20 protein-coding genes are annotated in these 24362 nt (G+C 64.1%); 9 read left to right on the top strand and 11 right to left on the bottom strand.

The window, feature by feature from the left end; all coding sequences use genetic code 11:
• Window positions 1-148: 148 nt before the first annotated feature.
• Both ABWO90_RS12675 and vapB read right to left on the bottom strand, forming a co-directional pair.
• The gene (locus tag ABWO90_RS12675) at window positions 149-550 is read right to left on the bottom strand and encodes a type II toxin-antitoxin system VapC family toxin (protein WP_353191593.1); all 402 of its coding nucleotides are present in this window, start codon (window positions 548-550) and stop codon (window positions 149-151) included.
• The gene (gene vapB, locus ABWO90_RS12670; RefSeq protein ID WP_353191592.1) at window positions 550-786 is read right to left on the bottom strand and encodes a type II toxin-antitoxin system VapB family antitoxin; all 237 of its coding nucleotides are present in this window, start codon (window positions 784-786) and stop codon (window positions 550-552) included. The genes ABWO90_RS12675 and vapB overlap by 1 nt, the downstream gene beginning before the upstream one ends.
• 302 nt (window positions 787-1088) lie before the next feature.
• Between vapB and uvrA the strand changes: the two genes are divergently transcribed.
• Together uvrA and ABWO90_RS12660 are read left to right on the top strand one after the other, a co-directional pair.
• The gene (gene uvrA, locus ABWO90_RS12665) at window positions 1089-7022 is read left to right on the top strand and encodes an excinuclease ABC subunit UvrA (RefSeq protein WP_353191591.1); all 5934 of its coding nucleotides are present in this window, start codon (window positions 1089-1091) and stop codon (window positions 7020-7022) included.
• Window positions 7023-7239: 217 nt separating this feature from the next.
• A complete protein-coding gene (locus tag ABWO90_RS12660; protein ID WP_353191590.1) occupies window positions 7240-7542 on the top strand; it encodes a DUF4148 domain-containing protein in 303 nt (100 codons plus the stop codon).
• Window positions 7543-8030: 488 nt separating this feature from the next.
• Here ABWO90_RS12660 and ABWO90_RS12655 read toward each other — a convergent pair whose 3' ends face one another.
• Window positions 8031-8960, bottom strand: coding sequence for a dienelactone hydrolase family protein (locus ABWO90_RS12655; protein ID WP_353191589.1), 930 nt, complete (start codon window positions 8958-8960; stop codon window positions 8031-8033).
• Window positions 8961-9293: 333 nt separating this feature from the next.
• Here ABWO90_RS12655 and ABWO90_RS12650 point away from each other — a divergent pair, with 333 nt between their 5' ends.
• Complete coding sequence (locus tag ABWO90_RS12650) at window positions 9294-10628, top strand: O-acetylhomoserine aminocarboxypropyltransferase/cysteine synthase family protein (RefSeq protein ID WP_353191588.1); 1335 nt, start codon at window positions 9294-9296, stop codon at window positions 10626-10628.
• Window positions 10629-10851: 223 nt separating this feature from the next.
• Window positions 10852-11703: an undecaprenyl-diphosphate phosphatase gene (locus tag ABWO90_RS12645; protein WP_353191587.1), complete on the top strand. Its 852-nt coding sequence runs from the start codon at window positions 10852-10854 to the stop codon at window positions 11701-11703.
• A 60-nt stretch (window positions 11704-11763) separates the two neighbouring features.
• On the opposite strand, the gene ABWO90_RS12640 is transcribed toward ABWO90_RS12645, so the two are convergent.
• Window positions 11764-12627 carry a LysR substrate-binding domain-containing protein gene (locus ABWO90_RS12640; RefSeq protein WP_353191586.1) on the bottom strand — a complete coding sequence of 288 codons (864 nt, stop codon included), beginning with the start codon at window positions 12625-12627 and terminating at the stop codon, window positions 11764-11766.
• 150 nt (window positions 12628-12777) lie between these two features.
• Here ABWO90_RS12640 and psrA point away from each other — a divergent pair, with 150 nt between their 5' ends.
• Window positions 12778-13884, top strand: a complete 1107-nt coding sequence (psrA, locus tag ABWO90_RS12635; RefSeq protein ID WP_353191585.1) for an iron-containing alcohol dehydrogenase PsrA — start codon at window positions 12778-12780, stop codon at window positions 13882-13884.
• Window positions 13885-14126: 242 nt separating this feature from the next.
• The gene (locus ABWO90_RS12630) at window positions 14127-15434 is read left to right on the top strand and encodes an MFS transporter (protein ID WP_353191584.1); all 1308 of its coding nucleotides are present in this window, start codon (window positions 14127-14129) and stop codon (window positions 15432-15434) included.
• Between the two features lie 82 nt (window positions 15435-15516).
• Here ABWO90_RS12630 and ABWO90_RS12625 read toward each other — a convergent pair whose 3' ends face one another.
• Together ABWO90_RS12625 and ABWO90_RS12620 are read right to left on the bottom strand one after the other, a co-directional pair.
• Window positions 15517-15759 carry a hypothetical protein gene (locus ABWO90_RS12625; RefSeq protein ID WP_353191583.1) on the bottom strand — a complete coding sequence of 81 codons (243 nt, stop codon included), beginning with the start codon at window positions 15757-15759 and terminating at the stop codon, window positions 15517-15519.
• A gap of 230 nt (window positions 15760-15989) precedes the next feature.
• Window positions 15990-16184, bottom strand: coding sequence for a hypothetical protein (locus ABWO90_RS12620; RefSeq protein WP_353191582.1), 195 nt, complete (start codon window positions 16182-16184; stop codon window positions 15990-15992).
• 336 nt (window positions 16185-16520) lie between these two features.
• Between ABWO90_RS12620 and ABWO90_RS12615 the strand changes: the two genes are divergently transcribed.
• Complete coding sequence (locus ABWO90_RS12615) at window positions 16521-16832, top strand: DUF4148 domain-containing protein (RefSeq protein ID WP_353191581.1); 312 nt, start codon at window positions 16521-16523, stop codon at window positions 16830-16832.
• A gap of 141 nt (window positions 16833-16973) precedes the next feature.
• Here the strand turns inward: ABWO90_RS12615 and ABWO90_RS12610 are convergent, their stop codons facing one another.
• Window positions 16974-18260 carry a DUF445 domain-containing protein gene (locus tag ABWO90_RS12610; RefSeq protein ID WP_353191580.1) on the bottom strand — a complete coding sequence of 429 codons (1287 nt, stop codon included), beginning with the start codon at window positions 18258-18260 and terminating at the stop codon, window positions 16974-16976.
• 151 nt (window positions 18261-18411) lie between these two features.
• Window positions 18412-20592, bottom strand: a complete 2181-nt coding sequence (locus tag ABWO90_RS12605) for a malate synthase G (protein WP_353191579.1) — start codon at window positions 20590-20592, stop codon at window positions 18412-18414.
• 478 nt (window positions 20593-21070) lie between these two features.
• Here ABWO90_RS12605 and pepE point away from each other — a divergent pair, with 478 nt between their 5' ends.
• Window positions 21071-21784: a dipeptidase PepE gene (gene pepE / locus ABWO90_RS12600; protein ID WP_353191578.1), complete on the top strand. Its 714-nt coding sequence runs from the start codon at window positions 21071-21073 to the stop codon at window positions 21782-21784.
• Between the two features lie 98 nt (window positions 21785-21882).
• Here the strand turns inward: pepE and ABWO90_RS12595 are convergent, their stop codons facing one another.
• Window positions 21883-22305: a hypothetical protein gene (locus ABWO90_RS12595; protein ID WP_353191577.1), complete on the bottom strand. Its 423-nt coding sequence runs from the start codon at window positions 22303-22305 to the stop codon at window positions 21883-21885.
• Between the two features lie 169 nt (window positions 22306-22474).
• Between ABWO90_RS12595 and ABWO90_RS12590 the strand changes: the two genes are divergently transcribed.
• The gene (locus ABWO90_RS12590; protein ID WP_353191576.1) at window positions 22475-22828 is read left to right on the top strand and encodes a DUF2288 domain-containing protein; all 354 of its coding nucleotides are present in this window, start codon (window positions 22475-22477) and stop codon (window positions 22826-22828) included.
• A 36-nt stretch (window positions 22829-22864) separates the two neighbouring features.
• Here ABWO90_RS12590 and ABWO90_RS12585 read toward each other — a convergent pair whose 3' ends face one another.
• The gene (locus ABWO90_RS12585) at window positions 22865-23248 is read right to left on the bottom strand and encodes a hypothetical protein (protein ID WP_353191575.1); all 384 of its coding nucleotides are present in this window, start codon (window positions 23246-23248) and stop codon (window positions 22865-22867) included.
• A 49-nt stretch (window positions 23249-23297) separates the two neighbouring features.
• Window positions 23298-24191: a LysR family transcriptional regulator gene (locus ABWO90_RS12580; RefSeq protein ID WP_353191574.1), complete on the bottom strand. Its 894-nt coding sequence runs from the start codon at window positions 24189-24191 to the stop codon at window positions 23298-23300.
• Between the last annotated feature and the right edge of the window lie 171 nt (window positions 24192-24362).

Raw genomic sequence — 24362 nt, 5'->3', positions numbered from 1 at the left:
CTGGCAGCTTATGAGGTTAATGATAATCATTCGCATCATATCACGATGCGTATCGTGCGGTGACGGATGGGAAACAAATCGGGGGGATTCGGGGGATCGGGGGGCTGGTCTGATGCGGGTGACGAACGCAATCCGCACGGGTGAAACGTCAGGCGTTGAGCCAGTTCTCGATACGGAGGCCGGGATACGCGGCGAAGTCGCGTTCGTTGTTGGTGACGAGGGTGACGTCCAGCGCAATCGCATGCGAAGCAATCAGCTTGTCGAGATGATCCTTTCGGCGTTCGCGCGTGGCTTCACGGACCGGTCCATAAGCGTCGGCCGCAGCGGCGTCGAAGGCCAGAACCGGAATATCCTCAATCAAAGCCGCAAGATGGTGACGCTCGCGTGCGGGGTGAGCGCTTACCGAAACACCGTAGGACAACTCGGCAAACGTAATGGCCGACATGACGACGTCGCCCACGTTGCATTGCGCGAATCGTTTTGCAACGACCTCCGGCTGATGTTTCATCAGATAAATGCAGATGTTGGTGTCGAGCATGTAGCGAGGCATCACAGTGCCTCGCGATCCGATTGCTCCTGATCGCCCCGGCCGTCGGCCATGACGTCGGCACCGAAGCGCGCGAACTTGTCGAGTACGCCGGTAAGCGGCCGCCGCCGCGGGCGGATGCGGAGTTCATCGCCGATGCGCTCGATCTCCAGGTCCATATCGGTATTGGCGTAGGCCAGGTCAGCAGGTATACGGACCGCTTGCGAATTGCCGTTCCGAAAGGCGCGCGTGATGTGCATGAATGACTCCAGCAGATAGACCTGATGTCGATACTGTAGGCGTCGTGCGGGCTGATGTAAATACATGTGTGTGTACATCGGAGTGGGAGAATAAAAAAGGGGCGTCCGACTTAGGAATGCCGGCGGTGGGGGATCTATTGATGCTGTACAAATATACAGTACAATCGACCCGTGCCGAGCGTCGCCTGGATGCTGCCAGCGACTGACGCATCGGCCTGATACAGTAGTTCCCCCGAGGCGCGTACGCGCGCCGTCAGACGTCACGCTGTCATCGTCAGTCATTCAAGCGGCCCTGATATCAAGTGGATAACGCATCCTCGAAACCCGACCCGTCGGCCAGCCACGCCATTCGTATTCGTGGCGCTCGCCAGCACAACCTCAAGAACCTCGACGTCGATCTCCAGACCGGTGAGATGACGGTCGTGACCGGCCCGTCCGGTTCCGGCAAGTCGAGCCTGGTCTTCGACACGCTGTTCGCCGAAGGCCAGCGTCGCTATGTCGAGACCTTCAGCGCCTACGCACGCCAGTTCCTCGACCGCATGGACCGACCGCAGGTCGACCATGTGGAAGGCGTGCCGCCCGCCATCGCCATCGACCAGACCAACCCCGTGCGCAGCTCGCGCTCGACGGTCGGCACGATGACCGAACTCAACGACCACCTCAAGCTCCTGTTCGCTCGCGCGGCGGCGCTGTTCGATCGCGAGACCGCGCAGGCGGTGCGTCACGACACGCCCGAGACCATCTACGCCGAACTGATGGCCCGCACGTCGAAGGACGATCCGCGTCTGGTCGTCACGTTCCCGGTCGAGTTGCCCGGCACGGTGACCGCCGACGAGGTCGCGCAATGGCTCTCGGCGTCGGGCTACACGCGCGTGCAGGCCGAGCGCGAAGTCGCCACCGCCGACGGCACCCGCAAGGTGCTCGACGTCGTGGCCGATCGCTTCCGCCTGCAGAACACCGAGAAGGCGCGTGCGATGGAGGCCATCGAGTCGTCGCTCAAGCGCGGCCGAGGCCGTGTGAACGTCTATGTGCTCGCCGACGAAGGCGAGCCCGATATCTGGCGTTACTCGCAGGACCTGCACTGCCCCGACAGCGATCTGCACTACGCCGATCCGCAGCCGGCGCTCTTTTCGTTCAACTCGGCTTATGGCGCATGCGAAGCCTGTCGCGGTTTCGGACGCGTGATCGGCGTCGATCTCGGTCTCGTGATTCCCGACGAGCGCAAGACGCTGCGCGGCGGTGCGGTCAAGACGATCCAGACGCCGGCGTGGAAAGAGATTCAGGAGGATCTGCTCGAGTACTCGGGCAAGGCCGGCATTCCGCGCGATACGCCCTGGTCGAAGCTCTCGCCGGAGCATCGCGAGTGGGTCATCGAGGGTGACCCCGACTGGAAGGGCGAGTGGAACAAGCAGTGGTACGGCATCCGCCGCTTCTTCGGCTATCTGGAGTCGAAGGCGTACAAGATGCACATCCGCGTGCTGCTCTCGAAATACCGCAGTTACACCACGTGCGAGACCTGCGGCGGCGCGCGCCTGAAGACGGAAGGCCTGTTGTGGCGTCTGGGCTCGAAAGCGAATGCCGACGCCGTGTTGCCGCCCGACCAGCGCTTCATGCCGCGCGGCGTGTCGTGGTCGCGCGAGCAACTCGAAGCGTTGCCCGGCCTCACCATGCACGACCTGATGCTCATGCCGATCTCGCGCGTGCGTCAGTTCTTCGATTCGCTGACGTTGCCGTCGAGCCTGCTCGACGACGCGCTCAAGCTCCTGCAGGAAGAAGTCGGCACGCGTCTGAAGTATCTCTGCGATGTCGGCATCGGTTACCTCACGCTCGATCGACAGAGCCGTACGCTCTCGGGCGGCGAGGTGCAGCGGATCAACCTGACGACGGCCCTCGGCACGTCGCTCGTGAATACGCTCTTCGTACTCGACGAACCGAGCATCGGGCTGCATCCGCGCGACATGGACCGGATCGTGGCCGCCATGCATCGCCTGCGCGACGCGGGCAACACGCTCGTCGTCGTCGAGCACGACCCGGCCGTGATGCTCGCGGCGGACCGCGTGATCGACATGGGTCCGGGGCCGGGTGAGCGCGGCGGGCAGATCGTCTTCGACGGTACGCCCGACGAAGTGCGCACGGCGGACACGTTGACCGGCAGCTATCTCGGCGGACGCAAGCACGTCGCGAACGCGTCGAACTGGCGCGCACGTCCCGTCGACGACAACACGCCGCGCCTCACGCTGACCGGCGCGCGCGAGCACAATCTCAAACGGGTGAGCGTCGACATTCCGCTCGGCCGTCTCGTGTGCGTGACCGGCGTATCCGGGTCCGGCAAGTCGACGCTGGTGCAGGACATTCTCAACCCGGCGCTGGCACGTCACTTCGGCGATCCGACCGAGGCGCCCGGCGCGCATGACGAACTCATCGGTGCGGAACAGCTGTCGGGCGTGGTGTTCGTCGATCAATCGCCGATCGGCAAGACAGCGCGCTCGAATCCGGCGAGCTACGTCGGCGCGTTCGACGAAATCCGCAAGCTGTTCGCGGCGGAACCGGTGGCGCTGCAACGCGGCTACAACGCGAGCACGTTCAGCTTCAACTCGGGCAATGGCCGTTGCCCGACGTGCGGCGGCTCGGGCTTCGAACACGTGGAGATGCAGTTCCTGAGCGATGTGTATCTGCGTTGCCCGGACTGCGACGGCAAGCGCTACCGCGCCGAAGTGCTCGACGTGAAGATTCAACGCGCGGTGCCGGGCGAGGCCATGCGCGAGTTGAGCGTGTCGGATGTGCTCGAACTGACCGTCAACGAGGCGGTGAAGCTCTTCTCATCGGATCGCGACGTCCTGCGCGTGCTGCAGCCGATCGTGGACGTCGGTCTCGAGTATGTGAAGCTCGGTCAGCCGGTGCCGACACTCTCGGGCGGCGAAGCGCAGCGTCTGAAGCTCGCGGGCTTCCTCGCCGAGGCGGCGCAGAAGAAGACGGCGAGCGGTCAGAAGGTGGCGCATCGCGGACGTCTCTTCATCTTCGACGAGCCGACGACCGGCCTGCACTTCGACGACATCGCCAAGCTGATGCGCGCGTTCGCGAAGCTGCTCGACGGTGGCAATTCGCTGCTCGTCATCGAACACAACCTCGACGTGGTGCGCGCCGCCGACTGGATCATCGATCTGGGCCCGGAGGGCGGCGAGGGCGGTGGTGAGGTGCTGTGCGCGGGCACGCTCGCGGATGTCGTGGCTTGCGACGGCTCGCATACCGGGCGCGCGCTGGCCGACTACGAGCGCACCGTCGTCGCGCCGCAAGCCGTGGCAGTCAAGCCGCTCGGTGCGACGTCCGCCGAACCGGGCATGCCGTTGCAAACGGCGCTGCGCGCCGCGCGTGCGCATCGCAAGCCGGCGGGGGGCGACGACATTCGCATCGTCAACGCGCGCGAACACAACCTCAAGTCGCTCGACGTGGCGATTCCGCGCGGCAAGTTCAGCGTGATCACCGGCGTGTCGGGGTCCGGCAAGTCGACCCTGGCGTTCGACATCCTCTTCAACGAAGGACAGCGTCGCTATCTCGAGTCGCTCAATGCGTATGCGCGCTCCATCGTGCAGCCTGCAGGGCGTCCGGAAGTCGACGCCGTGTACGGCATTCCGCCGACGGTGGCCATCGAGCAGCGCCTGTCGCGCGGCGGCCGCAAGAGTACCGTCGCGACGACCACCGAAGTGTGGCACTTCCTGCGTCTGCTTTACGTGAAGCTCGGCATTCAGCATTGCATTCACGACGGCGCGCCGGTCACCGCTCAGAGTCCGGATTCCATCGTGGCGCAGCTCATGCGTGACCGTCGCGGTCAGCACGTCGGCCTGCTCGCGCCGCTGGTCGTGGGACGCAAAGGTATCTACACCGATCTGGCGAAGTGGGCCAAGGCACGCGGTCATTCGCATTTGCGTGTCGACGGCGTATTCCTGCCGGTCGATCCGTGGCCGAAGCTCGATCGCTTTCGCGAGCACACCATCGAACTGCCCGTCGGCGATGTGGTCGTGACCCCGGAGAACGAGGGGCTGCTGCGTACACTGCTGGCGGCGGCGCTCGAACTCGGCAAGGGGGTCATGCATTTGCTCGCGCCGCTCGACGGCCTCGGCGAGACCATGAGCGACGAACAGCCGGGCGAGGGCGTGGGCGAGATCGAAGTGTTTTCGGTCAAGCGGGCCTGCCCGGTGTGTGGCACGAGCTATCCGGATCTCGACCCGCGCATGTTCTCGTTCAACAGCAAGCACGGTTGGTGCTCGACTTGCGTGGGCACGGGGCTCGCACTCACGCGCGAGCAACGCGAAGCGTTCGACGACACGGTGCTTGGCCAGGACAATCGCGGCCGCGAGCATTCGCTGCCGTCCGAGGAGCAGGAGCCGGAAGGCGTGGGCGATCAGCCCTGCCCGGACTGCCACGGCGCACGACTCAACCCCGTCGCGCGTGCCGTGACCTTCGACGACAGCGCGATCTCCGACGTGGCTCAATGGACGGTCACCGATGTGCGCGTGTGGATTCAGGGCCTCGAATTGCGTGGTCGCGACGCGAGCATCGCGCGCGATCTGATCAGCGAGATTCAGGGGCGCCTGGAGTTTCTCGAGGAGGTCGGTCTCGGCTATCTCACACTCGATCGTGCGGCGCCGACGCTTTCGGGCGGCGAGTCGCAACGCATTCGTCTGGCAGCGCAACTCGGCAGCAATCTGCAGGGCGTGTGCTACGTGCTCGACGAGCCGACCATCGGCCTGCACCCGCGTGACAACGGCATTCTGCTCGGCGCGTTGCGCAAGCTCGGCGATCAGGGCAATACGCTGGTCGTGGTAGAGCACGACGAAGACACGATCCGTCGCGCGGATCACATCATCGATATCGGTCCCGGGGCCGGCAAACGCGGCGGCACGCTCGTCGCGCAGGGCAACGTGGCCGATCTGGCGGCGCATCCCGATTCGCTGACGGGCAAGTTCCTCGCGCATCCGTTGCAGCATCCGCTGCAACCGCGACGCGAAGTGGTGGCCCCGACGAAGGGCGTGGAGGCGGTGCCGCCGCATTGGCTGACGGTGCATGGCGCCACGCTTCATAACCTGAAGCACGTCACGGCGTCGTTGCCGTTGTCGCGTCTGACGGCGATCACCGGCGTTTCGGGGTCGGGCAAGTCGACGCTGGCGCGCGACGTGCTGATGACGAACCTGCTGGATGCGGTAGGACGCTCGGTGCTCTCGTCGCCCGCCGAACGGCGCGCACGCAAGGGCACGGTGCGTCATGCGGTGAAGGCGGACGGCAAGCCGCGCGCAAAGTCGGAGGTGGCGGTGGAGCCGCGGCGTCCGGTGGTGCATGCGTGGCACGGCTGCGAGTCGGTCACCGGCTGGGAGACGATCGATCGCGTGCTCGAAGTCGATCAGACGCCGATCGGCAAGACGCCGCGTTCCTGCCCGGCGACGTACATCGGCTTCTGGGACACGATCCGACGCTTGTTCGCCGACACGCTCGAAGCCCGGGCGCGCGGGTATTCGGCATCGCGTTTCTCGTTCAATACCGGCGAAGGCCGCTGCCCGGCATGCGAAGGGCAAGGCGTGCGGACCATCGGCATGAGCTTCCTGGCGGACGTGAAGGTGTTGTGCGACGTCTGCCACGGACAGCGTTTCAACGCCGAGACGCTTGCGGTTACGTGGCGTGGCAAGAGCATTGGCGACGTGCTGACGATGGAGGTCGACGAGGCCGTGGCGTTCTTCGCGTCGATGCCGAGCATCGCGCACCCGTTGCAACTGATGCAGGACGTCGGGCTTGGGTATCTCACACTGGGACAACCGTCGCCGACGCTCTCGGGCGGCGAGGCGCAGCGTATCAAGCTCGTGACCGAACTGACCAAGGTGCGCGACGACATCACGCGCCGCGGCCAGAAGTCGCCGCACACGCTGTACGTGCTCGACGAGCCGACGGTCGGGTTGCACATGGCGGACGTGGCCCGATTGATCAATGTGCTGCACCGGCTGGTGAATGGCGGGCACACCGTGGTCGTCATCGAGCACAACCTCGACGTGATTGCGGAGGCCGACTGGATCGTCGACATGGGGCCCGAGGGCGGCAAGGACGGAGGCACCGTGGTGGCCGCAACGTCGCCCGACGCGTTGACGAAGGTGGCTGCGAGCCATACCGGCATCGCGCTCAGGCCTGTGCTGGCCCAAACGGCAGCGTCCGGGGCAACCAAAGCGTCGCCGGAGGCCGCCACGGCGAAATAGCCTGCACGGATTCTCCCCTGCCCCTTACACAACGGGACGCCAGCAATTTGGCGTCCCGTTGTCGTTTCATGCCGTTCCTGCGCTGCCTCTATTATTTCTGAAATTGCAATTAAAAATAGACAATTATCGTATTTATTGCGATTGACGATAGCAATAGACTGCAACTGTCGACGATGAATTGAACATCGCCGCGTTTCAAACAGACAGGAGAAACATCATGAAGCGCACTCTTATCACCTCTGCCCTGATTTCCACGATGCTGGCCGTTTCGGCTGGTTCGGCTTTTGCCAGCGACGCTTTCGAAGGTCCGTCGGAATTCGCATGGGTCCCGCAAACGTCCGCCCTGAGCCGCGCACAAGTTCGTGAAGAACTGGTGCAAGCCCGCCAGGCAGGTCTGCTGCAACAACACGATACGGTTTATCCGAAGACCGTGGCTGCGCCCAGCGGTGCCGCTTCGGCCGTGACCCCGGGTTCGGTCGGCAAGATCGCCCGTGCCGGTACCACGTACTTCGGTAGCTAATCGACTCACCCATCGCTGTACTTGCTGTACCCCCGTGAGCCGGCGCCAACGCGGCGCAACGCGACTCCGGTAGCAGTCTCCGATACCAAATCGGCCGCAATTCTGGCGGCCGATTTTGTTTTGGGCGCTCGCCTCGTTATGGAGAGGTGCTGTGGATAAGCCTGTCGATAACCTTGTGAGCAAGCTGTGATGCGGCTGTGGGCAACCCTGTGGAAGACCTGCGGATAGTCGGTGGATAGCGGATGGAAATCCGGTGGAAAAGCCACCGAATCGACGTGGATAACCCGTGTATAAGTCGTGGATATCTCGTGAATAACCGACAAATTGCCGTGGAAAAGCCGGTGGATTTCCTGTGGAAATCCGGCGATTTTCTGTGATTAAGCTGTGGGTAGCACGTGCATAAGTTTCAGGTCGGTGGGCCGAGTAGCCCGCCAGACAAGGGATTCAGGGCGGCAACGCTGTTGAGAGGCCAAAATCGCCGCCGAGCGTCACTTCCCGAAAGCCTTGGCAAGAAACGCCGTTACGCGCGCGATGGCATCGTCGCGGGCTTCGGGCTGGGTGCCGGTAATCGGCACGACGTGTGTCTTCGGGTTCGTGAATTCCGGGCGCGCCCTGACTGGCAGGTTCGGATAGTCGAAGTCATGCACGGCACCCGGGTAGATGTGGAACGTGATCGGTGCGCCCTTCGACGTGACCGCCTGGACGAAGGCGTCGCACGGCGCCGGTTTTGACCAGACGTCGTCGGCGCCTGTGAGCAAGAGCAGGGGAATCGAGGTGGACCAGTCAGCACCCTGCGCCTTCAGGTTGCACCAGCCCGGGTAGAACGCCACAGCTGCCGCGAAGTCCGGTGCCGCCTTTGCGCCTGTACCGCTCGAAGCATCCGATAGGTGGCCCGGCCCCTTCGGCCCGATGGAAAACAACACCGTTCCGCCGCCGTGCGACCACCCCATGAGCGCAACACGATCCGGCAGGATGTCCAAAAGCCGCTGGAGATAACGCAACGCGCCGTAGGCGTCTCGCGGACGCTCGACCGATGGCCGCACGTCGCCGCCGCCCCGGCATTCGCTGGCCTGAGCGCGCGAGGTGAAGCTGTCCACCGCCAGCACCGCATAGCCCAACGCATTGAAGCGCTGTGCCCAGTCCAGCTCGCGGCGATCGATACCGCCCTTGCGCGTGAACATGCCGTTGCAGCCGTGCATGAACACGACGGCAGGTGTCGGACCGTTCGCGTTGGGCACGCGGAACAGATACGCATCGAGCATCACCGGCTTGCCCGCGGCATCCGTATCCAGCGAGGCTACCGCCACTTTCTCCTGCGCAACGGCGAGGCCCGCGGGGCTCAGCAGCGCGAGCACATTCAGACACACACCTGCGGCAAGTGCGGCAGCGAATCGTGCCGGGGAACATCCGAACGACATGACAGTGCGTCTCCTGAAGCGGCGCGAAACGATCGGAACCCATCGGAAGCGCCGGCGGCAACGGGCGCGACGCTCGCAAGGCTGCCGCTGCCGTAACCCTTGCATCGGCCCTCGCATTCACCCGGCCCGTTGTGTGAACGAGTATATCCAGCGGCTCTCCCGCCAGATAGCGCATGCGGCTCGCGCCATATTACGAACGGTTGCGCGACGGCGATCGCTTAGCTTCTGCCCAACGGAGATAAGGCCGGCCCGGCCAGCCGTTTAGAATGACATCGGATACCTAATGAAAGCGTTCCGCAGGTGGAACGTCACGCCTATCCGGAGACATTCGACATGACCGACAAGACCCAGAACGCCAACGACGCCGAAACGGCACCGCAAGCCCCGCAATGGCGGCTCGAAACGCTCGCCGTGCACGGCGGCTATCGCCCGGATCCGACCACGCGCGCCGTGGCGGTGCCGATCTATCAGACCGTCGCCTTCGCGTTCGACGACACGCAACACGGCGCCGACCTGTTCGACCTCAAGGTGCCGGGCAACATCTACACGCGCATCATGAACCCGACACAGGACGTGCTCGAGCAGCGCGTGGCTGCGCTCGAGGGCGGCGTGGCGGCGTTGGCGCTGGCCTCCGGTCAGGCGGCGGTGACCTACGCCATTCAGACGATTGCGGAGGCGGGCGACAACATCGTCGCCGCGAGCGCGCTGTACGGCGGCACCTACAACCTGCTGGCGCACACGCTGCCGCTCTCGGGCATTACCACCCGCTTCGCCGATCCGCGCGAACCCGAGTCGTTCGAGCCGCTCATCGACGACAAGACCAAGGCGATCTTCGCGGAATCGGTCGGCAATCCGCTGGGTAACGTCACCGATATCGCCAAGCTCGCCGAGATCGCGCATCGTCATGGCATTCCGCTCATCGTCGACAACACGGTGCCGTCGCCGTATCTGCTGCGTCCGTTCGAACACGGTGCGGACATCGTCGTGCACTCGCTGACGAAGTACCTGGGCGGTCACGGTACCAGCCTGGGCGGCGCCATCGTCGATTCGGGCAAGTTCCCGTGGGCCGAGCACAAGGCACGCTTCAAGCGACTCAACGAGCCCGACGTGAGCTATCACGGCGTGGTGTACACCGAGGCGTTCGGTCCGGCGGCGTACATCGGGCGCGCGCGTGTGGTGCCGCTGCGCAACACCGGCGCGGCGATCTCGCCGTTCAACGCCTTCCAGATCCTGCAAGGCATCGAAACGCTGGCGCTGCGGCTCGACCGCATCACCGAGAACGCGCTGAAGGTCGCCCAGTTCCTGAAGTCGCATCCGAAGGTGGAATGGGTGAACTACGCCGGGCTGCCCGACCATCCGGAGCACGCGCTCGTCGAGAAGTATCTGTCGGGACGCGGCCCCGGCATTCTTACCTTCGGGGTGAAGGGCGGCCGTGAAGCGGGCGCGGCATTTCAGGACGCGCTGCAACTCTTCACGCGTCTGGTGAACATCGGCGACGCGAAGTCGCTTGCCACGCACCCGGCGTCGACCACGCACCGTCAGCTGTCGCCGGAGGAACTGCGCAAGGCGGGGGTGAGCGAGGAGACGGTGCGCCTGTCGATCGGCATCGAGCATATCGACGATCTGCTCGCCGATCTCGATCAGGCGTTGAGCGGTATTCGCGGCTGAGGCCGACAGGTATCGGCGGGCGTCGACGGTCGCCGGCATCGGTATCACGCCGATCCGGCACCGAATGTGACACCCCTCGGTGGCCTCATTTCCGGCCAATTCTGACGGAGTATCATGCGCGGCAGCCGGTCGAGGGTAAGCGACCGGTGCCGCCGTCATGTGACTGTCACAAAATTGACACGCGTTCGGCGTACTGTCCTTGCCCATTTCACAAGGATTACGCATGGACTATTTGCAAGTGCTCGTGCTCGCGATCGTGCAGGGCGTGGCGGAGTTGCTTCCCGTGTCGAGTTCGGCACACGTCATCATGGCCGAGAAACTGATGGGGCTCGACCCGTCGGCGCCGGCCATGACGCTGCTGCTCGTCATGCTTCACACCGGCACGATGCTCGCCGTCATCGTCTACTTCTGGAAGTCGTGGCGCGAACGCTATTTCTCGTCGAAACACGACTTCATCCATAACGCGAAGCAGGTCATCATCGCCACCGGCTTTACCGGCGTGATCGGGCTGGCGCTGATGTTCTTCATCGAGAAGGTGTTGATGCGCGGCACCGAACATGCCGAGATCGAGCACCTGTTCGGCAACATGTACATCATCTCGGCCGGTCTCGCGATGGCGGGCATCCTGATCCTGATTTCGGGCAGCAAGCGTCCGCCGATGGGCGACCGTCCGATGCGCGGCGGCGACTCCGCATGGATCGGCGCCGTGCAGGGGCTGTGCCTGCCCTTCCGTGGTTTCTCCCGTTCGGGATCGACCATCTCGACGGGTATGCTGCGCGGGCTCGACAAGGTGCGCGTCGAGGAATTCAGCTTCGCGCTGGCCGTGGTGCTCACGCCGCCGGTGATCGTGAAGGAGGCATACCGCCTGTACAAGTCGGGTGGTGCGCAGACCTTTTCAGGCCATTTCATGACGGTGCTTACGCCGAGCCTCGTCGGCATGGTCTTCAGCTTCCTCGCCGGCCTCGTGGCGCTGCGCTGGCTGTCGCGCTGGCTCGAACACGGCCGCTGGTATCTGTTCGGCATTTACTGCCTGCTGGCTTCGGCCGTCGTGCTCGTGTCGAGCCAGTTTCTCTAAGTCGACGAATGTCCCGGGAGCCGCGGCGTTGGCCGCGCTCTCGTGTCATTTGCGCCGACTTCATACCAATCCTGCCACCACCTCCAGAAACGCCGCGATCACGCGCGATTCGCGCCGCTCCGCAAGGCACACGATCACGGTCGTGGTCTCCACGCGGGCGTCGCTGATCGAGACGGTCGCGAGCCGCTCGTCCGGCGTATGTTCGCGCGCCGACACCGCTGCAATCCCCAGTCCCAGAATCACGGCCTCGCGAATCGCTTCGCGGCTGCCGATCTCCATTGCGACGTTCGGTGTCACCCCGGCCTTCTGCATGGCCGCTTCGAGGGCGTGACGTGTCGTCGAGCCCGGCTCGCGCATGAGCATCGGTTCGTCGGCCAGCTCGGCGAGCTTCACGCTGCGACGGCGCGCGAAGCGGTGCGAACCTGGCACCAGCAGCACCACCGGGTGCGTGCGATACGGCACGGTGTGCAGACGCGCATCGTCGTGATAGCGCGCGAGTACCGCCACATCGGTGCGATACGCCAGCAAGCTGTCGATCATCTCCTCCGAATTGCCAGGGCGCATCGAGATACGAATGCCCGGATAGCGCGGCTGAAAGGCCGCCACGATCTCCATCGCGTGATGCGGGCCTACCGCGCCGAGCCGCAACTCGCCGGTGCGCAGCCCGCCATGCTCCTTGAGCAGGCCAAGTGCCTCGGCTTCGTCCGAGAAGATGCGCAGGCTCACCGAATACAGCGCCTTGCCGGTCGGTGTGAGCGTCAGCCCACGCCCGTGGCGGTAGAAGAGCTCGACGCCGTAAGTCTCCTCCAGCGCGCGGATCTGCGTGGTCATCGTGGGCTGGCTGACGTGCAACGCCTGGGCCGCACGCGTCACGCTGCCGTGGTGGGCCACCGCATGAAACGAACGCAACTGGGTAATCCGCATGACGTGACGCTCCCGTGACGAGGTATAGGTTTTATCAATACATCGGCGAAAAAATGTGAATTGGAAGTATAGGACGCCGCTCACCATAATCCAGCTCAATCTTCGTCAATCGATCGCAACGCCTGCGGGCGAGGCGGCACCGTCCTCACCATGACTGACTGTTCGCGCCATTCACGTTTCCATAATCCGGTCGACGTCCACTTCGGGCCGGGGGCCCTCGCGCATTTGCCTGCGCTGGTCGGCAACCGTCGCGCGGTGCTCGTGACGATGCCGGAAGCGCGGGGGTTGGGCATGACGGGGCAGATCGAAGCGTTGCTCGGGCAGCGTCTCGCCGGGGTGATCGATCAGGTCAGCCCGAATCCGGATGTGCGCGAACTCGCGCCGATGTATGGCGATTTCTGGCGCCGGTACGGTCAGTGCGAAGTGATCGTGGCGCTGGGCGGCGGCAGTGCGCTCGATACCGCCAAGCTGCTGATGGTGGCTGGCGACGACGACCGCTTCGCCACGCTCGTCGACGCACTCGACGCGGGTGGCACTTTCCGGCCCACGCGCACGAAACGCCTGATTACGGTGCCGACGACGGCGGGCACGGGCAGCGAAGTCACGCCGTGGGCCACGCTGTGGGACCGCCACGTGAAGCGCAAGAAATACTCGCTGCACCTGCCCGAGACGTGGCCGGAGGCGGCGATCGTGGACCCGCGGCTGACGCGCTCGCTGCCGCGTGCCGTCACCTTGCAAAGCGGTCTCGACGCCCTCTCGCACGCGCTCGAGGCGATCTGGAACGTGAACGCGAATCCGATTTCGGACACCTTCGCGGTCACGGCCGCGCGCGACATGATGCGTGTGCTTCCGCAACTCATGGCCTCGCTCGACGACGAAGACCTGCGCGCCCAGGCGGCGCTGGCGGCATTGCAGGCGGGCATGGCGTTCTCGAACACGAAGACCGCGCTTGCGCATTCCATTTCGTACGACATGACGATCCGTCACGGCTTGCCGCACGGCATTGCGTGCTCGTTCACGCTGCCGGCCGTGATGCGACTGGCGATCGGCCGGCGCGCCGATCGCGACGCGGTGCTCGCGCGCGTGTTCGACGGCGACATCGCGCGCGCCCCGCAGACGCTCACGGCGTTTCTCAACGGCCTGGGCGTGGCCACCGAATTTTCCGCGTATGGCGTGAGCGAACCGGAGTCGAGCGCGATGATCGCCGCCGCGCTCGACGGCCCGCGCGGACGCAACTTCATTGGCGCCGTGGCATGACTTTCGGAACGCGCGTAACGACGCTGTCGTGCGCGTCATCCTGATCGGCATGCCACCGCCGTGAACGCATGGCCCCGCGCATGCGTGTTTTCGAGTCTTACCCGCAGTCCCCGCAATACCCATCATCACGACAATAGCCGCACACAGAACACGCGGCACCGAGACATCCAGGAGACAGACGCCCGGCACAGACCGGCGCGTCGCAGCGCGCCGACGGGGCGCGGCGCACAACAGGAGGCGCAATGGAACAGGTTCTCACCGGTGTGGGCGGGCGCGATGCCGTCAATGCCGAAAAAGCGGTGCGCACGGTCGCGCTGGCCAGCCTGATCGGCACGACCGTCGAATGGTATGACTTCTTCCTGTACGGCACCGTCACAGGACTCGTCTTCAACAAGCTTTTCTTTCCCAGCGGCGACGCGTTCGTTGCCACCGCCCTCGCCTACACGGTGTACGCCGTGGGCTTCGCGACCCGCCCGCTCGGCGGCATTCTCTTCGGCCATTTCGGCGACAAGCTCGGGCGCAAGCCGTTACTCATCGTCACCCTGACGATCATGGGCGTTTCCACGTTCCTGATCGGGCTGGTGCCGACCTACGACAGCATCGGGATTGCGGCACCCCTGATCCTGTTGTTCCTGCGCTTGCTTCAGGGCATCGGGCTCGGTGGGGAATGGGGCGGCGCCGTGCTGATGGCGTTCGAGTACGCGCCGCGCGACAAACGCGGGCAGTTCGCGGCGTATCCGCAGATCGGACTGGCGGTGGGCTTATGTCTGTCGACCGGTGTCGTGGCCCTGCTCTCATCGACGCTGACCGACGCGCAGTTCATGGCGTGGGGCTGGCGCCTCGCATTCATGCTCAGTCTGGTGCTCGTGGCCGTGGGCATGTTCATTCGGCTGCGCGTGCTCGAGACGCCCGAGTTCGCCCGCATCAAGGACAGCCAGCACGTGGCGCACGTGCCGCTCTCCGAGATCGCGCGTGATTACCGGCGCAACGTGCTGCTCGGCTGGGGCGCGCGGTATATCGATGGCGTGGTGTTCAACGTGTATGCCGTGTTTGCGATTTCGTATCTCGTCGGCACGCTGCACTTTCCGAAGACACCGATTCTCCTGGCCGTCACGGTAGCGGCGCTGGTGCTGATCGCCACGATTCCGTACGCGTCGAAACTCTCCGACCGGGTGGGGCGCCGCCGGGTCTTCGGCTGGGGCGCAGTGGCGTGCGGCGTGTCGTCGATTCCGGCGCTCGCCGTGATGCACTACTCGTCGAACGTGTGGTGGGTGTCGCTCGCGGTCATCGTGCCGCTCGGGGTGGTGTATGCGTTTGTGTACGGGCCGGAAGCGTCGCTGTTCTGCGAGCTGTTCGATACACGCGTGCGCTACACGGGCATCTCGGTCGTCTATCAGGTGTCGGGGATTGTTTCGAGTTCGATTACGCCTTTGGTGGCGGCGACGCTACTCGAATTCGGCGGGCACAAGCCGTGGTGGATCGCGGTGTACGTGCTGGCGGTGGGATGCCTCTCCGCTGGATGTGCGGCGGCGATGAAGCGGACTTACTGATTTCAGGTTCCCATGTGAGTCGGGAACACGGCAGGCCGGCGGATGGCTCCCCGGCTTGCCGTTTTTTCTACGACGCCGGTGCTTACTGGCCGAAGTAGATCGAACCGGCGCGGTTCACGCGGCCCGGCACTTCGTACACGGGGGAGACAACGGTCGTCGTCGGTTGTGCCGCGATCGGGCCCGGTTGGGCTTGCGTCTGCGTTTGCACTTGCGTTTGTTGCTGTGCCTGAGCCTGGGCGGCGGCCGGCTGGGCTTGCTCGGCGGCGCTGGCAGCACCGGCGAAGAGGGCAACTGCGAAGGTCGAGGCGATCAGAGCCTGTTTCATTTTCATTTCTCCTGTCTGGCGAGACGTCCACCATGGGCGCCGTCATTGCTGCCAATCTACCCTCGCGCGAGGGGGAGAAAAACGCGATCCCTGATAAGGACGCATTGCGGAAAATGAAAGAATAAAACGCAAAAATCGCGGATTCGGCCGCCAGGCAACGAAAGTCAGCGGGTATACCCGGTCACGCTGATGGCGTACCGGCTATACGCAATTTGTGAACTTTCGCAGAATCAGCGACGCGTGACGCGGGCTTGTTGACGACGCGTGCGTGCGGTACGGCTGCGCAGATACGAGGCGGTAAGCAGCGAGGCGCTCGCCAGCAGAAGGAAAGAACCGAGGGCAGCCATGGTAATGCTCCTGTTCGAGCCGGCCTCGTTCGCGGTGCGGCGCACCTTGCGATTCACGTTGCCGACTGACTTCATCATGTTGTCACTCTACTGCCGACGCACTCTGCAATAAACCCCATCCGATCAAACACCGTGTTGCGCAAAGCGGCATTTCCCGCCAAATCGGTGCCCGACAAGCGTCATCAGCAGGCCATCTAGCGGTTTTAACGGCGCTAACCATATGATTTTCAATGGATTTTATTAATCGGACGATCGGTTGCGTTTTGTGGACGCTTAGTTGCGAAAAAACCACGGGTTTTCCCTAAGATTCACCCATGCCAACGCGACGGACACCGCAACGCAGCAAAACCTGGCTGCCGATGCCCCGAACGCTAGCTGAACGAGCCGTTATCCCAAATTGACAGGAGTCACACCATGAACACTCGTATCCTTGCTGCCGTTGTTGCTGCCACCTCGTTTGTCTCGGCTTCCGCCTTCGCTGACGCCCGTTACAACGACAACACCCCCGATCTGCAGGTCGCCACCCAAAGCGAGGTGAGCCGCGAAGCGGTGCGCAGCGAACTGGTGCAAGCCGCTGCCAGCGGTCAACTGAATCAAGTCGAGACCGGTACGCCGCTGGTCACCGCCGCGCATGCGCAAAGCGACTGGAGCGCCGCTCCGGTGACCCGTGCCGATGTGCGTGCACAAGTGAGCGACCGCGCGCTGATTCAGGACAACCGTTCGTAAGTTGCCCCGTCGTATCACCCCAAGCGATGCGACACCGCCGGCCCGCCCAGGCCGGCGTTTTTTTGCCTTGACGCCGTGCATTGCGATTTCGGCGCCGACGGATCGTCCGGTGACGTCGCGCGCCTGGCGCGGCACGCGGCACTAACTACCGCGCGCGAGCAACACCGGCGCCTGCGCGATCAGATACAGCACGGCCCCGATCAGCCCGCCCACGAGCGTGCCGTTGATGCGGATGTACTGCAGGTCCTGCCCGACGCTCAGGCGGATTTGCTGTGAGAGATGTTCCGCGTTCCACCCATGCACCGTCGCGCGAATGTGCTCGGTGACGAAGTCGGCGAAACCCGGGGCCATGCGCTCGGCGGCGTCGAGCAATTGCGCATCGAGTGCCTTTCGCAGCGACTCGCTGCGTGCCAGTTCCTGTCCGATCCAGGCTGCCGCGCCGTTGATCTTCGCGCCGATGACGGAGTCGTCGCGCGCGAGGTCGCGCTTCACCCAGCCGCGCCATTCGTTCCAGAGTCCGCCGACGTAGGCATTCAGCGCCGTGTCGCCCTTGAGTTGCGCTTTGAAGGCGTCGAGCTTCGCCTGAAGTTCGGCGTCGTGCTTCAGGCGTTCGATCAGCCCCGCGACCGCCCGGTCAAAGGCCTGACGCAACTGATGCGACTCGTCGGCTTCCATCTGGGCAAGCATGCGTGTCACGGCCGCCGAGATCATGTCGGAGCCTTTGTTGCCGATCCATTCCGACGGCAGCACCTTCTCCTTCTTCGGATGATCCGTCTTGAGCCACTCGACGATGCGTGCCGAGATGAACTCGCGCGTTTGCGGCTCGTTGAGCAGTTCGACGAGATAGTCGAGCGTCTCGTCGAGCAGCGCCTGATGACGACCGTCGCGAGTCAGGGTGTCGAGGATGGCTGCGGCCGACTGAGACAGGTCGAGCCGGTCGATCATCGTGTCGAGCGCGCGGCGGATGAACGCCTGGACGTTACGCTCGTCCATCACGTCGAGTACGCCTCCGGCGACTTTCACCAGCACGGCACTCAACTGACGTGTGTTTTCGTAGGAGGCGAGCCAGTGCGTGACGGCGTCCGCCGGGTTCTGCTGCTGAATCAGGCGCACGACCGAGGGCGTGTCGAGAAATTTCTCGCGCACGAAGCGAGCGAGCCCGTCGCCGAGTGCGTCTTTCTTGCGGATGAGAATATTCGTGTGCCGGGAGAGGCCGGGAATGGGAATGCGTCGGAACAACGCTTCGACGGCAAACCAGTCCGCCAGTCCGCCCACCATCGCGGCTTCCGCTGCGGCGCGGATCCAGCCGGTGACGAAGTGCACCGGCATGAAGAGCGTGGCGATGAAGATCACCAACGCCACGAGAAGGAAGGACAGCGCGCGCCGTTCGGCGCGTTGCAGGGCAAGGGCGGGATCTGCGGCATCCATGCGCAACCGGCTCCTGAAAAAACGAAGACGCCCGACAGGTTACCCCGTCGGGCGTCTCGTGATAAGTCCGGTGCATCGGGGGTGTCCGGCGTACCCGCATCGTTTCATCGACGATGGCGCACGCCAGACATCCGTCACCCTTACGTGACCCTTACCCGCGTTGCTTCGCCTTGAGCGCCAGGCGGTACTTGTGCAGCAGCGGTTCGGTGTAGCCGTTCGGCTGCGTGAGGCCTTCGAACACCAGCGCGCTCGCGGCCTTGAATGCCAGCGAGTTGTCGAAGTTCGGCGCCATCGGCACGTACTGCTTGTCACCGGCGTTCTGCTTGTCCACCACGGCGGCCATGCGCTTCATGGTCTCTTCGACCTGCTCGCGCGTAATCACGCCGTGACGCAGCCAGTTCGCCAGGTGCTGGCTCGAAATGCGCAGCGTGGCACGGTCTTCCATCAGGCCGATGTCGTTGATGTCCGGCACCTTCGAGCAGCCCACGCCCTGATCGATCCAGCGCACCACGTAGCCCAGGATGCCTTGTGCGTTGTTCTCGATTTCCTTGCGGATCTCGTCGGCGCTCCATTCGGCCCTGGCCACGACCGGCACCGTCAGAAGACCGGTCAGCAGCGCGTCGCGCTCCTTCGCGTAATCGATCTTCTCGAGTTCCTGTTGCACGGCCTGAACGTCGACCATGTGGTAGTGCAGTGCGTGCAGCGTGGCGGCCGTCGGCGACGGCACCCAGGCGGTGTTCGCACCGGCCTTCGGATGCGCGATCTTCTGTTCGAGCATGGCGTGCATCAGGTCGGGCATGGCCCACATGCCCTTGCCGATCTGGGCGCGACCGCGCAGGCCGGCGGCCAGACCCACGAGTACGTTGCTCTTCTCGTAGGACGTGATCCACGCAGACGACTTCATGTCGCCCTTGCGCATCATCGGACCGGCTTCCATCGCGGTGTGCATTTCGTCGCCCGTGCGATCGAGGAAGCCCGTGTTGATGAAGGCCACGCGCGAGGCGGCGGCGGCGATACAGGCCGAGAGGTTCACGCTGGTGCGACGCTCTTCGTCCATGATGCCCATCTTGAGCGTATTGCGCGGCAGGGCGTACAGGTCTTCGATGCGGCCGAACAGCTCGTCCGCGAAGGCCACTTCGGCCGGGCCGTGCATCTTCGGCTTGACGATGTAGATCGAGCCGGTGCGCGAGTTCAGTTGATGCTTGCGGTCGTGCAGCGAGGCGAGCACGGTGACCACGCCGTCAAGAATGCCTTCCGGAATCTCGTGCCCGTCGCGATCGGTGATCGCCGGGTTGGTCATCAGGTGGCCGACGTTGCGGATGAACAGCAGCGAGCGGCCATGCAGCTTCACCGGCTTGCCGTCGGCGCCCGTGTACTCGCGGTCGGCGTTCAGGCGACGCGTGAAGGTCTTGCCGCCCTTGGCGACTTCTTCGGTCAGCGTGCCTTGCATCAGGCCCAGCCAGTTGCGATAGAGGTCGACCTTGTCGTCGGCGTCCACGGCGGCGACCGAGTCTTCGCAGTCGATGATGGTCGTCACGGCGGCTTCGACGAGCACGTCCTTGATATGGGCGGGGTCGGTCTTGCCGATCGGGTGGTTCGCGTCGAACTGGATCTCGAAGTGCAGGCCGTTGTGCTTGAGCAGCACGGCGGCGGGTGCGGCGGCGTCGCCCTGGAAGCCGACGAACAGCGACGGCGTGGCGAGATCCGTCGTGCCCTGCGTCGTCGTGACGACGAGCTTGCCGTTCTCCACGCGATAGCCGGTCGCATCCTTGTGCGAGCCAACGGCCAGCGGCGCGGCCTGATCGAGGAAACCGCGCGCGAAAGCGATCACGAGTTCGCCGCGCTTCGGGTTGTAGCCGGTGCCCTTCTCGGCGCCGCCGGTCTCGGGGATGGCGTCGGTGCCGTACAGGGCGTCGTACAGGCTGCCCCAACGCGCGTTGGCGGCGTTCAGGGCGTAGCGGGCGTTGGAGAGCGGTACGACGAGCTGCGGGCCGGCCTGCTCGGCGATCTCAAAATCGACGTTGGCCGTGGTGGCCTTCACGCTGGCGGGTGCGGGCAGCAGGTAGCCGATCTTTTCGAGGAAGGCGCGATAGGCGGCGGCATCGGCGATCGGGCCCGGATTGGCGCGGTGCCAGTTATCCAGTTCGCCTTGCAGACGGTCGCGTTCGGCGAGCAGTGCGCGGTTCTTCGGGGCGAGGTCGTGGACGATGGCGTCGAAGCCTTTCCAGAAGGCGTCGACATCGACACCGGTGCCCGGCAGGGCTTCCTTTTCGATGAACGCGATCAGATTGTCTGCGACCTTCAGGCCGCCACGCTGGGAAGTGGAAGTCATGATGCTGTACTCGAGTTTGAAAACCTGGTTGACGCGACTACATCCGCCCTTCCCGGGATGCCACCGGCGCGTTTCTCACCGGAAGAATCGTCAGGAGGACAGACGATAAGGGGCAGTCTTATATAAGACTCTGAGTGTAATCCTTCTGCGGGCGCTCGGAAACCCGGGATTTCAGGTGGCGACACCGGCCCGGGTTATAGGTGGCATAAGGGTTTGCGTATGAGGTCGACGCCACAAGGCTTTGCGCCAGGTGCCCAATTTTTCATCGGCGGTTGCAGCATTCGGTATGACGTTTCACTTCATGAGAAATGACGTCGCCCGCTTGCGAAAGCTTGCACCGTCCGTGTCCGCTGATTTTGTCCGGTCTGGTGACGAGTACACTCATTGCTTTCGCCGGACGCCCGACGGGCGCCTCGATCGAAATGAAGACACCCGAACCGATCGCCAACATGACGATATGCCCCGGAGGGCACGCGCCGTGAAACAGATTTTGATGATGAGCAGTTCCCGCAAGGGCAGCCAGGGCTTTCTGGAGCACGCGTACGATCAGGTGCACGCGGCGCTGCATGGGCGTGTGAAAAGCGTGTTGTTCGTGCCGTATGCGGGCGGTATTACGTTCAGCTACGACGAGTACGAAGCGCGTGTGAAGCCGACGTTCGACCGGCTGGGCTACACGCTCGAATCGATTCACCGCCACAAGGATCCGCGTGCGGCGATCGAGCAGGCCGAAGCGGTGGTGGTGGGCGGCGGCAACACTTTCGCGTTGCTCGACCGGATGTATAACGCGGGCATCGTGGGTCTGTTGCGCGAGCGCGTGACGGCGGGCATGCCGTATGTAGGATGGAGCGCCGGGGCGAACGTGGTGTGTCCGACGATTCGCACGACCAACGACATGCCGATCGTCGAGCCGCCGACACTCAAGGCGCTCAACCTGATTCCGTTTCAGGTCAACCCGCACTTCATCAGCGGCAAGCCGGCCGGTCACAATGGCGAGTCGCGCGAGGAGCGTCTGGCGGAGTATCTGGCGATCAACCCCGATGAACGGGTCGTTGCCCTGCCCGAAGGCACCGCGCTGATCGTGCAGGGCGAGAACGCCACGGTGTTGGGCGAGTTCGACGCGTTGCACCTCAAGCAAGGCGGCGTCGTCGAGACACTCGCGACGGGCAGCACGTTTGCGTTGACGTCGATTTGATGGAGGTCGGTGCCTGACCTGTTGATGCGAACGACAAGGGGCAGCGCAGCGGCTGCCCCTTATCGTTCAATGCAGACGGGTAGTGCGGATCGCGGCGATCAGGCGTCGTCGTCGAGCCACGGGATTTCGACGTCGGTCAGGAAGGCGACCATCGCGAGCGGACGCGCCTCATGGCGGCCGATCTTGCCGTCGGCACGATGCCACACCACGCGGAACGTGTCGGGATGCGTGTCGGCGAGCAACTGCACGACGCGCAGCTCTTCTTCATCGCTCTCTTCGATGGGGCCGTCGAACGACAGGACGAGCGTCTGCGGCCAAACGCCGTCTTCCGGGTCGTAGACCTTGTCGCCGTTCGGCACGTCTACCACCGCCTCGACGCCGATCGTCGCCGACGTGGCCACGATCATCTCGCCCAGCGCACGCAGCAATGCGGTGGCGCGGGCCGAGTTGATCTGGCGCATGGCGAGATCGCCGCGCGTCAGCGCTTGTTCGAGCTTGGGGTCGGTTTTTTGTTTGGACATGCGGTTCCTCGGTAAAACGTTAGCCACCGCGCGGCGGCCATGCCATGTCACTGCGACACCGGCGCCCTGCGCGGGGTTCCGATGCTACCACCGTCGCGCTCGCCGGGGCGCATTACAATGCAGGTTTTCGCTATCCCGCTTTCTGCGCTTTCCTCAGGTGCCCGCTGTCATGGATTCACCCAAGCCCGCCAATTCCGATCAAGCCAACCCGACCGCCGCCTCAGGCGCGAGTGACGTCTATCTGCGTCTGCTCGGCGAGACGGCAAAGATCGACTGGAAAGATCTGGAGTCGTTCTTCGCACGCGGCGTGCTGCTGTACGTGTCGCCCGGCGTCGATCTCGTGTCCGTCGCCGAAGCCGTTGCCAACGACGATACGCCGACCGTGTCCCAATGGCTATCGTCCGGCATGGTGCAGCGCATGCAAGGCGATCAGGCCGCAGACTTCGCGGCGCGCACGCCGGAACTGTGGGCCGTCGTCGTCGCCCCCTGGGTGCTCGTGCAGGAACGCGGGATCGCTGCCTGATACGCGTTCTGCGTTCGCTCGCCCTCGGCGTCCTGCCTACTCGCTAATGTCGGTAATGCCCGCCTCGACGAGGCGGCGCGTGCAATCTTCCAACAAGTCCTGCGCCACCGCCGACGCGTACGCATAGTCCGCGTCGAGCGATTCGGTCATCTCGTGCGCGGTGTACAAACCCGCCTCGCGCGAGAGCGTGCCCGCCAGTTCGCGCGCAAAGTCGTCGCTCAACGTGGAGAGCAGACGCCGCTCATCCAGCGGCAACTGCAACTTCGAGCGCGACAGCCACAGTTGCGCGAGCGTCGCGCCTTGCTTGTCCGTCATCCACTGTCCATGCTCGTAAAACGCCGACAGACGTTCGGCCGTCAGCGCGAACAGCAGCGCACGGCGCGTATTGAAATTCAGACGAATCGGGGTGTTTTCCGGCATGACGACAGCCGCAATAAGCGGATAAGAACAGGATCAGTGGGCAAAGGTATCACGCGAACAGGCGCAGCAGCGCATTGCGCGCGTGACGGATCAGGTCGGTCTCGTCGGCGCGTCCGGGCAGCAGATGGAATTCCGCGCGCGGCAACGGTGGCAGGCCGAGCGACGGGGGACAGACGATGAGATCGGACGTCAGCGCCGACTCGTTCAGGCACGAGATGCCCAGCCCTGCGCTCAACGCCAGTTGCATGCCCGCTACGCCGGCAGCGGAATGCGACACACGGTACGGCACCTTGTGCCGTTCGAGCACGCCGAGCACGAGGCTTTGCAGTGCGCACGAGGGCGGCAGCGTGACCAGCGGCAGCGGCTCATCGATGGGCTCCGACAGTGTCGACGCCATCGCCCACACCAGTCGCTCGCGCCGCACCAGGGTGCCCGGTGTACGATAGCCGAGCGCCTTGGCGCCCTTGCCGACGTCTTCGTTCATCAATCGCAACGCCAGCCCCACGTCGAAATGCTCGCCAGTCATTGCGGTGCGCTCGATCTGCGCGCTTTGCATGGCACTCACATGCAGTCGAAGGCGCGGATACAGGCTGGTGAATCGCTTGAGCACGCGCCCGACATCGTGTGGACGGTAGTAGTCCGTGATCGCGATGCGCAACTCGCCGTCGAGCAGCACGCCTTGCAGATCCTCGAACGCCGCTTCGGACAATGCCGAAATCTGACGGGCGTAGGCAAGCAATCGTGTCCCGGCCGGCGTCGGGCGCATACCTTTACGGGAGCGAACGAGCAACGGTTGGCCCGCACGTTCTTCGAGCTTCTTGAGTTGCTCGCTGACGGTCGATTGCGACAGGAAGATCAGTTCGGCGGCGGCCGAAATGCTGCCCGCATCGTGAATGGCGATGAAGGTGCGCAGTTGTGTGAGGTCGAAGGCTCGGGCGTTCATGGCGGCTCCCGCAGGGCATCGTGTCAGCCGGAGTTAATCCGGATAACCCGATATAAGTCATCGAATTTTCCCGCTTTTCCGATGCTGTGTCCATCCGTAGGATGGGGGTCAGGGTGTCGCTTGTCCCGCGCCATCGCGAGACGCGACACCGTTTCTCCTCCCCCTCTGAGG

The organism is Pandoraea pnomenusa (assembly GCF_040391475.1).
GTDB classification, from domain to species: Bacteria; Pseudomonadota; Gammaproteobacteria; order Burkholderiales; family Burkholderiaceae; genus Pandoraea; species Pandoraea pnomenusa_C.
This window is presented reverse-complemented; position numbering and strand designations above follow the sequence as displayed.